Annotated in this window: 4 protein-coding genes; all 4 read right to left on the reverse strand. The window is 69.2% G+C overall.

All coding sequences use genetic code 11. From position 1 onward, the window contains the following. Positions 1–91: 91 nt before the first annotated feature. A complete protein-coding gene (locus ACEXOR_RS06880) occupies positions 92–2,650 on the reverse strand; it encodes a cell wall-binding repeat-containing protein (RefSeq protein WP_374848724.1) in 2,559 nt (852 codons plus the stop codon). A 37-nt stretch (positions 2,651–2,687) separates the two neighbouring features. Continuing rightward, the gene (locus tag ACEXOR_RS06885) at positions 2,688–6,794 is read right to left on the reverse strand and encodes a cell wall-binding repeat-containing protein (protein WP_374848726.1); all 4,107 of its coding nucleotides are present in this window, start codon (positions 6,792–6,794) and stop codon (positions 2,688–2,690) included. A 61-nt stretch (positions 6,795–6,855) separates the two neighbouring features. Beyond that, the gene (locus ACEXOR_RS06890; RefSeq protein WP_374848727.1) at positions 6,856–10,164 is read right to left on the reverse strand and encodes a cell wall-binding repeat-containing protein; all 3,309 of its coding nucleotides are present in this window, start codon (positions 10,162–10,164) and stop codon (positions 6,856–6,858) included. 67 nt (positions 10,165–10,231) lie between these two features. Next, positions 10,232–13,492 carry a cell wall-binding repeat-containing protein gene (locus ACEXOR_RS06895; protein ID WP_374848729.1) on the reverse strand — a complete coding sequence of 1,087 codons (3,261 nt, stop codon included), beginning with the start codon at positions 13,490–13,492 and terminating at the stop codon, positions 10,232–10,234. Between the last annotated feature and the right edge of the window lie 43 nt (positions 13,493–13,535).

A 13,535-nucleotide genomic window follows, 5' to 3' on the forward strand; every position in this document is an offset into this window, starting at 1 on the left:
ATTATCCCCGTGCCCCCGCGCCGACCCGGCACGGAAGCACCGCTGCGCAGCGCGCAGGCGGGCTTTCGTGCCGGGTCGGCGACAGGGGAGGTCAGCCCGCGCAGGGCTGGAGCTGCTCCACCGCGGGGCTCAGGGTGGCCGGGCCGCCCAGGAGGGTGACCTGCTCGGCACCCAGAGCCGTGATCTGAGCCAGGGTCTCCGCGGGGACACAGGTGCCCTGCACTGTGAAGAGCGGGGCTTCTGTGCGGGGGCCGAACGCGGAACCCGAGAGGGCATCCGGGAAGTTCGAACCCGTCGCCAGCAGCACGTTCTTCGCCTCGGTCACGAAGTGGGCGTTGATCGCCCGCGACGCCGCGAACCGGTCCGCACCACCCAACCGCACCGTGTCGGCGATCTTGGCGGCATCCGACTGGATACCCGTCGAGACCGAGGCGGTGCCACCGGCGACCGCGATCTCGTCGACGCCCAGGTCGGTGAGCAGCGACTTCGTCGCCGCATCCAGACCCGCAGCACCACCGTTCACCAGGACAACCGGGCCACGACCCGCGACCGCCGCCCCTGCCGACAAGGCGTCGGGGAAGTTCAGGCCCGTGGCCAGAACTGCGACCTCCGCACCGTCCGGGAAGGCGTGCTTCGCGATGTTCCGCGACGCCTCGAACCTATCCGCACCGCCGATGCGGGTGACAGTGCCGAGCTTTTTGAGCTCCGCCTCGACACTCGCGCTGATGGTCTTCGGGCCACCGACGATCACGATGTCCGTCGCGCCCAACCGCTGGATCTCGGCCTTGACCGAGGCGGGGAGGGAACCTGACGTGGTCAGCAGGATCGGTGCATCGGCGACCGTGGCCGCCGACGCGGCGGACAGGGCATCCGGGAACACCTCACCCGACGCGACATACACGGTGTCAGAACCATCCGACCAACCGGCCTTCGACGTGTTCACCGACACCTCGAACCGATCCGCACCCGCGATCCGCGACACCTCCGGCTCCTGGATGGGGGCGGGCTCGATCACCTTTACCCACTGCTGATTCTGCTGACCGTTGCAGTCCCAGATGAGCAGCGCGGTACCGGATGCCGTTCCGTTGTTGTCGACATCGAGGCACTTGTCGGCCGAGAGGCTGCGCAGACTGCCGTCGGGCTGCGTCTGCCACTTCTGGTTCGTCTGGCCGTTGCATTCCCAGAAGATCGCCGCCGTGCCTGCCGTGGTGAGATTGCGATCGACGTCGAGACACTTGCCTCCCAGAATGAACTGACCGTCGTGCTCGGCGAGCTGCTGGGTGAGCGAGCCGGGGTCGCAGTCGGCGATGACAGCCCGCACCGCGTCGAACACGACGCCTCCCGCCACATCCACGCAGCGCCCCGACTGCACGCCCTGGAGCGTGAATCCGGTGTTCTCGGCCGCACCGGCGGCGACACGGAAGATCGCCAGGCCATGCCGCGGCACGGAGGCCGAGACGGTGCCGGAGGTGTTCGACACGGCCTTCGTGTACAGGTCGGTCGCCGTGTAGTTCGCCGCCGCAGCCAGACCGATCTCCGTGGCCGTCGTCGAGATCGTGACGTTGCCACCGCCACGGTTCAGGAGTCCGACCGCCACCGATCCGTCGGAGAGCGGCTTGGCCCAGACCTCGAGGTCACCGTCGTCCCGGACGCGCGTGGCCTGGATTCCGTTCGGGTCCTGGTTGACCGCGATGATGTCGGTGTTCGTCAGGATCGATCGCGTGTCATCCGTCATCGTGGTGATGTCGTTGCCGGCGATCAGCGGCGACGCCATCAACGCCCACATGCCGAAGTGCGCTCGGTTCTCGGTGGGGGTGAGGATGTTGCCCTTGCCCACCTCGAGCATGTCGGGGTCGTTCCAGTGGCCCGGTCCGTTCCATTCCGTGAGCCCGGCCTGGACGTCGAGGATCTCGGTGACCCCCATGAAGCAGTCGGCGGTGCAGCCCGACGACCAGGCGGCCGTGATGTCTTCCGTGGTGCGCCACAGGTCGGCGATGTCGCCCCAGTAGTACTCGGCTCCGCGGTTGGGCCGGATGCTGTTGGGGTTGATCGAGTACACGATCGGCCGGTCCGTGGCCCGGAGCGCATCGCGCATGAGCGTGAACGCATCGATCTGCTCCTGCAGCGTTCCCTCGTCGGAGCACCAGTCGTACTTGAGGTAGTCGACGCCCCACGAAGCGAACAGGTTCGCGTCCTGCACTTCGTGGCCCTGCGCACCGGTGGCCCCGGTCGTGGCGCCGAAGTACTGCGCACAGGTCTTCTCGCGCGGCGCCTGGTAGATGCCGAACTTCAATCCCTGCGAGTGGATGTAGTCGCCGAGCGCCTTCATGCCGGAGGGGAACCGCATCGGATCGGCTTGGAGGTTGCCGTCGGCGTCTCGGGTGGGTGACTGCCAGCAGTCGTCCACGACGACGTACTCGTAGCCGGCGTCCTTCATGCCCGAGCTCACCAGGGCATCCGCCGCGGAGCGGATCTTCGCCTCATCGATGTTGCAGTAGAACGTGTTCCAGCTGTTCCACCCGAGTGGTGGCGTCGGGGCCGGGCTGTCGGCGGCGGCCTGCGCCGAGGGGGCCGGGCCGGTGACGAGCCCGGCAGCCAGCAGGCCCGCGGTGAGCAGGCCTGCTCCGATGGCTTTCCAGAGTGACTTCATCGACATCTCCTTTGATGGTGACGGGGTTGGGGTGATCTCAGGAGCGGCAGGCCATGAGCTCTTCGACGGCAGGGCTCAGGGTGGCAGTGCCGCCGAGGAGGGTGATCTTCTCGGCACCCAGAGCGGTGATCTGCTCGAGGGTCTCCGCGGGGATGCAGGTTCCTTGGACCGCGAACAGCGGGGCTCCTGTGCGGGGGCCGAACGCGGAACCCGACAGGGCATCCGGGAAGTTCGAACCCGTCGCCAGCAGCACATTCTTCGCTTCGGTGACGAAGTGGGCGTTGATCGCGCGGGATGCCGCGAACCGGTCCGCGCCACCCAGCCGGACGGTATCGGCGATCTTGGCCGCATCCGTCTGGATGCCCGCCGAGACAGATGCGGTACCACCGGCGACGGCGATCTCGTCGACGCCGAGATCGGTGAGCAGCGACTTCGTCGCCGCGTCCAGACCGGATGCGCCGCCGTTCACCAGGATCACCGGGCCGCGCCCTGCGACCCCAGCGCCCGCCGAGAGAGCGTCGGGGAAGTTCAGGCCGGTGGCCAGAACTGCGACCTCGGCACCGTCAGGGAAGGCGTGCTCAGCGATGTTCCGCGACGCCTCGAACCGATCGGCGCCACCGATCCGGGTGACGGTGCCGAGCTTCTTGAGCTCCGCCTCGACACTCGCGCTGATGGTCTTCGGCCCTCCGACGATCACGATGTCCGTCGCCCCGAGCCGCTGGATCTCGGCCTTCACCGAGGACGGGAGCGATCCCGACGTGGTCAGCAGGATCGGCGCATCCGCGACCGTGGCCGCCGATGCGGCGGACAAGGCATCCGGGAACACCTCACCCGACGCGACATACACGGTGTCGGACCCGTCCGACCAGCCGGCCTTCGACGTGTTCACCGACACCTCGAACCGATCCGCCCCCGCGATCCGCGACACCTCCGGCGCCGCGACCCCCGTCACCACGACGTCGATCGTGACGGTGGGCGAGGCGAGCTCTTCCTCCGACTCCATGTCGAGCACCGGCAGACCCTCGGCCGACCAGTGCACCCGGCGCACGAACATGTCGCGTCCGCTCAGACCGTTGTGGTCGGTGCGGGCGTGGAAGACGTAGATCATGTTCCCGTCCTCGTCCTCCGACCACATGCCGTGCCCGGTGCCGAGCTGCCAGGCGCCGTCGTAGAGGCCCGACTTCTGGATGGGGTAGTTCAGCTTCGTCCACGCCGACGGCGACGTGAGGTCGGTGTCGCCCGACGCGTCAGCCGTGGCCAGCCCCGTCGTGTAGGTGTCGCCCACGGTCGATCCCGAGTAGATCAGCTGCAGCACGCCGTCGTGGTTCACCACGTTCGGGCCCTCGGCGATCGTGTTGTCCCAGGCGTACTCCGGCACCAGGATGCGCACGGGCTCCGAGGTGAGCCGGGTGGGCTTCGCGGGGTCGACCTTCGCGATGAAGATGGCGCCGAGCTGCTGCCAGGCGTAGTACGACTGGCCCTTCTCGTCCTGGAAGAACGTCATGTCCAGCGAGATGCCGGCCACCTTGTTGAGGTCGGAGCCGTCGGTGCGCAGCACCTTCTCGGGCTTGGTCCAGTTCGCCGGCACGGCCGGGTCGAGGTCGAGGCCCGAAGCGTCCTGCTTCAGCTGCATGATCGACGCGCGACCCGACCACATGTCGGGGTTGCTGCCGTAGCAGGGCATGAACAGGATCGACAGGCGCCCGTTGATCTCGTGGTACTCCGGCGCCCAGAAGCAGCCGGTCATCGCGGCGCCCTGCGCATCCGTGTCACCCCGCTTGAGCAGGTCGATCTCCGTCGCACCCGCGGCATCCGACAGCCCGGTGATGGAGTCGGCGACCCGGATCGGCATCTTCGCGGCGCCCTGCTGCTCGACGTTGGAGCCGTAGAGGTCGTTGGTGGCGATCATCAGGTACTTGGTGGTGCCGTTCCAGTCGTACTTGTACACCGACGGGTCGGCCCGCTCGTCGGCGAAGGGCACCGGGTACTGGGTCTGCTTCACCGTGCCGGTCACCGGGTAGGTGCCGGGCGTCGAGGTGTCGACGGTGCTGGTGTCCCAGGTCACGGGCAGCGAACCGGTGGAGCCGTCGGAGTAGTCCAGGCCCACCGTTCCGGGCAGCTCGAGTGCCGAGGCATCGGTTCCCACCTCGGTGGTGACGTCGCCGAACGGCGTGTACCCGGTGTTCGCGATGCGGCCGTAGCGCTCTTCGAGTGCCGTCACGGTCGCCGCGGGAACGGGGATCGAGCGACCGGCCACGTAGTCGTCGATTCCGGATGCGGAGTCGACCGTGCCCGGCGAGGTGACCGCGCCGGCCACCACCGCGCCGCGCGTGCCCGCATCGGCGAGATCGCTGACCGTGGTGTGCTTCGCGGTGCCGGAGTCGTCCGTCCAGGCCACGAGATAGGTGTCGGCCGCCGAGTCGTAGACCGCCGAGGGCGCGTTGACCCCGTTGGTCTCGCCGAGGTCGAGCAGGCCCACCTCGTCGAACGAGAGCAGATCGGCCGAGGTCGCGACGAGCACGCTCGAGGTGGCGGAGCCGTCGGCTCCCCCACCGCGCGCGGTGCGGGTGGCGATGACGCCGTACGAGCCGTCCTCGAGGGTGAACACCGAGGGGTTCACCAGGCTCCGAATGATGGCGTCCGAGGTTCCGTCGGCCGGGGGCACGACGGAGGTCTTCGGGAAGAAGATGCCGTAGTTCTCGTTCAGCGGCGTCCAGTCGGCGGCATCCGGGCTCTTCAGAGCGAGGTGCAGGCTGAGTGCCACGTCGGCGTTGTTGGCCTCGTTCGCGGTGGTGGGAGTGCGGTGGTAGCCGAGCAGCTGCTCGGTTCCCGCGGCCGGGAGCACCTTCAGGGTGAAGGTCTTCTGCACCGTCACCGCCGGGGTGCCGGACTTCGAGACGACAGCGTCGACCGTGCCGGTGACGGCGCCGTCGGCGTCGGCCGGTGACCCGTCGGCGGCCGTGACCGTGCCGTCGGCCGCGATCGCGATGCCCTGGGCGTTCTGCAACGTCACCGAGGTGCCGTCGACGGCCGCCGGCAGGGTGATGCCCGACACCACCACGGGGGGCAGCACGTATGCGGCGGCCGCCGCGGCGGCTCGTTCCTCGTCGCTGGTGGGCAGCACGGTGAGGGTGATGCTCGTGGTCGCGGTGACCCCGCGCACGGTGCTCGTGGCGGTGGCCGTGACCGTCGCGGGGCCGTCGGCCTCGCTGGGCTGGTTCACGGTGCCGTCGGCGGCGACGACCGTCGGGTCCGACGTGGTCCAGGTCACGGCGCCTCCGGCCGTGGGCAGGCCGACGTAGCTGCTGTCGACCGTCTGGTCGGCGAGGTCGAGCCCGTCGAGGACGGCCTGCGCGGCCGCGGCCATCTGGTCGGCGTGGATCGCGGCATCCGTGTCGGAGACGGCGGCCACATCCGCGTCGGACAGCGCGCGGTCGTACACACGGAAGGTGGAGACCTCGCCCTTGAAGAACGGGTCGGGCCAGGGCGATCGGCCGATGGCGTTCAGCGACTGGTCGGTGATGGAGGCGGGGGTCAGAGCGGATGCCGCCTGCCCCACCTTCACGCCGTCGACGTAGAAGGCGATGGTGCCGGCCGCGCCGTCGATCACCGAGGTGAGGCTGTACCAGCGGCCCGCCTCGAGCGCGGTGCCGGAGCGGGCGTTCACCTCTCCGGCGTTCGACCCGGTCGTGATGGCCGTTCGGGGCGTGTCGCGCACCGAGGCGAAGAAGTAGGAGGTGGGCGAGTCGTTGCCCACGTTCCAGAGGAAGTTGAAGGTCGACTTCATCGAGGCGTCGATCTTCGCCTCCGTGGTGATCGAGGCGGAGGTCTTGCCCGCGAGGATGCCGTCCGGGAGCCGCACCCAGTTGGCGCCGCTCGACTTCGCGCCGCCGGAGAAGACGAGCGAGTCGCCCGTCCAGGCGGCATCCGTGCCGTTCACCACGGTGGCGGCGCCGAGCGCGCCGGCGCCGGTGGCGGAGTTCGCCACCGAGGCGCCGGCGGCCTGCGAGAACACGTACTCCCCGATCAGCCCGTCGGCCGGCCGCTCGGCGGCCGTGGCCGATCCGGCCGCCACGAGGCTCGTGGCCACGACGGCGAGCGTCGCGACGGCCGCCGCGCCCCTGGTCATGATTCGTCTGAACATGGTCGATCCTTCGCTCGTCGTCGAGTGGGACATCGGATGGGTCATCGGGTGCGTCATCGTGCTAGCCGGCACAGGTCTGCAGCTGGGCCACGGCGGGGCTCAGCGTGGCTTCGCCACCGAGGAGGGTGATCTGCTCCGCACCGAGCGCGGTGATCTGCGCCAGCGTCTCGGCCGGAATGCAGCTGCCCTGAACGGTGAACAGCGGGGCGTCGATGCGGGGGCCGAACGCGGAGCCCGAGAGGGCATCCGGGAAGTTCGAACCCGTCGCCAGCAGCACGTTCTGCGCCTCCGTGACGAAGTGGGCGTTGATCGCCCGCGATGCCGCAAACCGGTCCGCACCACCCAACCGCACCGTTTCGGCGATCTTCGCCGCATCCGTCTGGATGCCCGCCGACACCGACGCGGTACCACCAGCGACCGCGATCTCGTCGACACCGAGATCGGTCAACAGCGACTTCGTCGCCGCATCCAGACCAGAAGCGCCACCGTTCACCAGGATCACCGGGCCGCGACCTGCGACCGCAGCACCCGCCGAGAGAGCATCCGGGAAGTTCAGGCCCGTCGCGAGAACCGCCACCTCCGCACCGTCGGGGAAGGCGTGCTTCGCGATGTTCCGCGACGCCTCGAACCGATCGGCGCCACCGATGCGGGTGACGGTGCCCAACTTCTTCAGCTCGGTCTCGACCGCAGCGCTGATGGTCTTCGGGCCACCCAAGATCACGATGTCCGTGGCGCCCAGTCGCACGATCTCCTCGCGCACCGAGGCCGGGAGCGAACCCGACGTCGTCAGCAGGATGGGTGCGTCCGCGACCGCGGCCGCCGATGCGGCGGACAGGGCATCCGGGAACACCTCACCCGACGCGACATACACGGTGTCAGACCCCTCAGACCAACCGGCCTTCGAGGTGTTCACCGACACCTCGAACCGATCCGCACCGCCGATGCGGTCGACCTCCGGCGCCGGCGGCGCCGTGACCACCACCTCGGCCGTGACGGTGATGGCACTCGAGCTGAAGAGCTCCTTGCCGGGCGCGTTCCACGCGGCCGAACCGCCCTCGCCCACCCAGTCGTTCAGGTTGGCGCCGAGCGACCGCACGGTGCCGGTGACGGCGTAGCTGCCGGGCGTCGCGAGGTTCACCGACGACGTGTCCCAGTCCACGGGCAGGTCGGCGGTGCCACGTCCGTAGGCGAGGTTCACCGCGGCGGTGCCGGGCAGGGCCGCGGCCAGCTCCTCGGCCGTGCCGCCCTGGGCGAACGAGGTCGTGCCGAGGTCGGCCGTGACGGCCGACGTCGCATCCGCCGCTCGAACGGTGTCGTACTGCGCCTTCGTCAGCGAGACGATGCCGCCGTGCTTCGTGTTCGGTGCCATCGAGAAGCCCGGGTCGGTCAGCTGGGTCCAGCCGGCGTCGAGGTCGGTCGTCTCCATCGGGCGGTACCCGGTGGTGGGGATGACGTCGACGTACAGGTACCAACGGTCTTCGCTGTGGCTCTTGAACACCGCCGGGCCCTCCACGCCGCCCGCGTTGCCGCCGGCCCACACCGCACCGATCTTCGTCTGGATGCGCGTCCAGGCCGTGCCCGCCTCCCACCAGCGGGGTGCGGTCGTCGACTCCATGTAGATGCCGTCGCCGAATCCGTTGTCCTTGGTGATGCGGTAGGTGGTGCCGTCGTTCTGGATCATCGTGGTGTCGATGGCGTTGCCGCCGGTGTTCACGAAGTCGCCGCCGAAGGCGTAGGTGCCCTGCGTGAAGTCGCTGGTGGCGCCCCACAGCACGCGGTTGTAGCTCGCGGTGTCGTGGTTCGGGTCGGTGGCGGGGAACACGTTCGAGGCCCAGTACACGACGAAGGCGCCGCGGCCGTCGGGGTAGTAGTCGTCGACCCAGGTGGCCTCCGGGGCCCAGGCCATGCCGAGCTCGGCGACGGTGCCGCCGTTCGCGTCGACGGCCATGTCGATCTGGCGCAGGTCTCCCCAGGTCACGAGGTCTTTCGACTCCCAGATGTTCAGCTTGGTGCTGGCGTTCTTCGTCCAGTAGCACCAGGTGGTGCAGCTGCCCGAGCCCGAGTCGCCGCCGAACACCCGCAGGTCGGTCGCGATGATGTAGTAGGTCTTCGTCTCGGGGTTGTAGGTGAGGTAGGGGTCGCGAACACCGGTGGTGCCGAGGTCGGAGGCCAGAATGGGCACGCCGCCGTTCAGCGGATCCCACTGCTCGGGGTTGTCGCCCCGGGAGACGTCGAGGTAGATCTTCTCGGCGTAGCCCGCGGAGTCCTCGATGAAGTGCACCATCAGGTAGCCGTAGTCGTCGCCGGCCTCGGCCATCGGGGTCACCGTCACGTCGACGGCGCGTGAGGCGGTCACACCGCGCACCGTCGCCGTGGCCGTGAGGGTGCCGGTGAGCGCGGGCTGGCCGGGTGCGGGCTGAACCGCCGTGGCGGTCACCCCGTCGGCCGCGATCGCGATGCCCGGGGTGTCGGAGGCCCAGCTCACCGAGCCGCCGAGGTCGGGCAGCACGAGCGAGCTGTCGTCGATGGTCACGGGTGACAGGGAATCCACCGTGGCCTGCGCCACAGCCTGGAAGCTGGTGGCGTGCGCCGTCGCATCCGCGTCGGAGACCGCGTCGATCTCGGTGGCCGAGAGCGCCCGGTCGTAGACCCGGAACGACGAGACGGCGCCCTTGAAGAACGGGTCGGGCCAGGGCGACCGGCCGATCGCGTTGAGCGACTGGTCGGTGATCGAGGCCGGGGTCAGTGTGCTCGCCGCCTGGCCCACCTCCACACCGTCGACGTAGAAGGCGATGGTGCCGGCCTCGCCGTCGATCACCGAGGTGAGGCTGTACCACCGGTCGGCGTCGAGGGCCGTCGCCGACCGGGCGTTGATCTCGCCCCCGCCGCCGCCGGTGGTGATCGCCGTGCGCGGGGTGTCGCGCACCGAGGTGAAGTAGTACTGCGCGGTCGTGTCGTTGCCGACGTTCCAGAGGAAGTTGAAGGTCGACTTCATCGAGGCGTCGATCTTCACCTCGGTGGTGATGGTGGCCGAGGCGGCACCGGTGAGGATGCCGTCGGGCAGCTCCACCCAGTTCGCCGTGGAGCTCGACTTCGCCCCGCCGGTGAACTGCAGCGCATCGCCCGTCCACTGGCTGTCGGCGCCGTTCACCACCGTGGCGTCGGCGAGCACACCGTCTCCGGTGGCCGAGTTCTCCACCGTGGTTCCGGATGTCTGGCTGAACAGGTACTCGCCGATCAGACCCTCCCTCGGCGCCGCGGCCTCGGCGGCGGCAGCGGATCCCGCTGCCCCCGCCGAGACCGCACCGAAGCCGCCCACCAGCAGCAGCGAGGTCGCCACCGCCGCCGTCCTCTTGAATACGTCGCGCATCACGGTCGTCTGCTTCCTGTCGTCGTCGTCAGTTGCTCGGGTGATCGTCGGGTGTTCGGGATGCCGGTCAGCTGCTCGCGCAGGCTTGGAGCTGCTCGACCGCGGGCGAGAGGGTGGCTTCGCCACCGAGGAGGGTGATCTGCTCCGCACCCAGATCCATGATCTGTTCGAGGGTCTCGGCGGGGATGCAGGTGCCCTGCACGGTGAAGAGCGGAGCTCCCGTGCGCGGGCCGAACGCGGAGCCCGAGAGGGCATCCGGGAAGTTCGAACCCGTCGCCAGCAGCACGTTCTGCGCCTCCGTGACGAAGTGGGCGTTGATCGCGCGGGATGCCGCGAACCGGTCCGCACCACCCAACCGCACCGTCTCCGCAATCGCGGCCGCATCCGTCTGAATGCCCGCCGAGACCGATGCGGTGCCACCGGCGACCGCGATCTCATCCACACCGAGATCGGTCAACAGCGACTTCGTCGCCGCGTCCAGACCAGAAGCGCCACCGTTCACCAGGACAACCGGGCCGCGACCTGCGACCGCAGCACCCGCCGAGAGAGCGTCCGGGAAGTTCAGGCCGGTAGCCAGAACCGCGACCTCGGCACCGTCGGGGAAGGCGTGCGTTGCGATGTTCCGCGACGCCTCGAACCGGTCAGCGCCACCGATGCGGGTGACAGTGCCGAGCTTCTTGAGCTCCGCCTCGACACTCGCGCTGATGGTCTTCGGCCCGCCGACGATCACGATGTCCGTCGCCCCGAGCCGCTGGATCTCGGCCTTCACCGAGGACGGGAGCGATCCCGACGTGGTCAGCAGGATCGGCGCATCCGCGACCGTGGCCGCCGATGCGGCGGACAGGGCATCCGGGAACACCTCACCCGACGCGACATACACAGTGTCGGACCCGTCAGACCAACCGGCCTTCGACGTGTTCACCGACACCTCGAACCGATCCGCACCCGCGATCCGCGACACCTCGGGCTCGGGCTGCGGCTCCACGCCGTCACCCGCGAGGATCGCGATCGACGCCGCATCGAGCGCCCGGTCGTACACGCGGAAGTCGCGCATCCGGCCGTCGAACAGCGGGTCGGCCGCCCACGACGATCGACCCAGGTAGTTGAAGGTCGTCGAACCGCCGCCGATGGCGCCCGGGGTGGTGGTGATGCCGGTGTTCGTCGCCACGAGGGTGTCGTCCTGGTAGAGCTTCGCCACGCCGGGGTTCGCGCTGTCGCCGCCGGCCACCGTGTACGTGACCCGCACCCACGTGCCCTGGGGCAGAAGGGCCGAGCCGGCCGAGCTCTGCTCCGCCGAGCCGGTGGTGCGGGTGATCGCGCCGCGGAACACGTTGTTGTAGTCGCGGGCGGTGACGAACAGGTAACCGCTGTTGGCGGTGGACTGGTTGCCGACCACGAACGACATGGTGTTCTGCGGCAGGCCCTGGTCGACCCAGAGGTCGTAGCTCACCGACACGTCGTCGAGCCCGGTCACCAGGTCGTTCGGCAGTTTGATGCGGTTCCCCGTGGCCACCGATCCGCCGGTGAACTCGAAGCCTTCGGCTCCGCGCCACTGGGGCGTTCCCTCGACCACCGCGTCGCGGCCGTTGCCCGAGGAGTCGGCGACCGTGGTGCCGCTGGATTCCTCCAGGGCGTACTTGGCCACGAGTCCGCTGTCCAGGCTCGGCGCCTTCACCACCGTGACCGTCGCCGTGAGCGTCGTGGCGAAGCCCTCGACGTGTCCCGACACGGTGAAGGAGCCGGTCCGTGCGTACGCCGCCGGGTCGATCTCGTCCCAGACGATGGGTGCGGTGCCGACGGCGCCCGAGGTGTAGGTGGCCTGCACCGAACGCGGCAGGTCGGGGGCGTTGCGCTGAACGGTCTCGACCGCGAAGGTCGTGGTCGGCACGCTCTCGATGGTGTTGTAGGCGGTTCGCAGGCGTGCCTGCTCCTCGGCCGAGACAGGCAGAACCGTGCCGTGACGGGGAACCCCTGGCAGACCCGAGGAGTCCTGCACCTGCCAGGTGAGGCCCTTGTCGGTGGAGCGGAACGCGACGTAGCCGACACCGCCGTGGTAGCCCGGCTGATCGATGAACAGCCACCAGGTGCCGTCGTCGCGCACGTCCTTGAACACCGTGGGGCCTTCGCCGCCGGTGTAGGTGCGGGTCGACCCGTCGATGGCGGTGTAGCTCTGGTTGCGGCCGATCTCGCGGGTGACGAGCGACCAGGCGTTCGGGTCGTCGGTCACCACCATCGGGTCGCCGCTGGTAGCGCGGAGCGAGTCGGACTTCTGCAGCAGCACGTTCATCGTGCCCTCGTCCTTGGTGAAGCGGTAGTAGGTGTCGCCGTCCTGGATGACGGTGGAGTCGATCAGGCCGAGCCCGTTGCCGCGCTTGGAATCGCTCCAGATCTGCGGTTCGGAGAAGGTCACGAAGTCACGCGTGGTGGAGTACATCATGCGGTTGTAGGTGGCGAAGTTGTCGCGCGCCGACACCGGGGTGGAGGCGTCGTAGATGTTCGAGGCCCAGTAGACGACGTACTCGCCGATGGTCTCGTCGTAGAAGGCCTCCGGGGCCCAGGTGTTGCCCACCGTGGCCTCATCCGACACCTTCACGTGACGCTGGTCCGACCAGGTGACGAGGTCGGTCGACTCCCAGATCTCGAGGTAGGCGCTACCGGTGCGCTGGGCGCGGCCGAAGTCGCCGTTGGGGTAGATCTTGAGGTCGGTGGCCACGATGTAGAACTTGTCGCCCTCCGGCGACCGGATGATCATCGGGTCGCGCAGGCCCTTCTCGCCGAACTCCGAGTCCAGCACGGGCTGGCCGCCGTTGAGCTCGTCCCAGTTCAGGGGGCTGTCGCCCTCGCTGGTGCCGAAGTAGATCTCCTCCCCCGCGTCGGTCGACTCGCCCGCGAAGTAGCTGAACAGGTAGCCGGCGGGGTCGACGGCCGGGGCCGCGGCCCGCACGAGCAGGTCGAAGGTCTTCGACTGACCCTCCACGCTGGCGGTCAGCTGCACGGTGACGTCGGCGCTGCCCCGCGTGACCGCGCCGGGGGCGATGCTGCCCTCGGCGGTCTCGGTGACCGTGTCGGAGACGACGGCCGGGTTCGAGGAGCTCCACGTGATGGGGCTGCCGCTCACGCTGCCGACGTCGGCGAGGTGGATGTTGCCGCGCACGTCGTCGGCCGAGGGGATGACGAGGGCCGCCAGGTCGGCCGAGCCGTCGGCCACAACCGCCGTGCTGCCCATGGCGGGCGAGGCGGCGCTGGCGGGCACGGCGGCCGAGGTGGCGAGGAGCACGGCCAGGGCCGAGGCCACCAGCGCTCCGCGAGTCGAGAGAAGAGTCTTCATTCGTTTCCTACTTCGTCGTAGTGATCACGTGCAGCGGTCTGCG

This window comes from Herbiconiux liangxiaofengii (assembly GCF_041927335.1).
GTDB classification, from domain to species: Bacteria; Actinomycetota; Actinomycetes; order Actinomycetales; family Microbacteriaceae; genus Herbiconiux; species Herbiconiux liangxiaofengii.

What these genes read in the sequence shown, in the direction of transcription:
- ACEXOR_RS06885 (WP_374848726.1), bottom strand. Translation starts at nt 6,794, where the DNA reads ATGTTCAGACGAATCATGACCAGGGGCGCGGCGGCCGTCGCGACGCTC.
- ACEXOR_RS06890 (WP_374848727.1), bottom strand. Translation starts at nt 10,164, where the DNA reads ATGCGCGACGTATTCAAGAGGACGGCGGCGGTGGCGACCTCGCTGCTG.
- ACEXOR_RS06895 (WP_374848729.1), bottom strand. Translation starts at nt 13,492, where the DNA reads ATGAAGACTCTTCTCTCGACTCGCGGAGCGCTGGTGGCCTCGGCCCTG.
- ACEXOR_RS06880 (WP_374848724.1), bottom strand. Translation starts at nt 2,650, where the DNA reads ATGAAGTCACTCTGGAAAGCCATCGGAGCAGGCCTGCTCACCGCGGGC.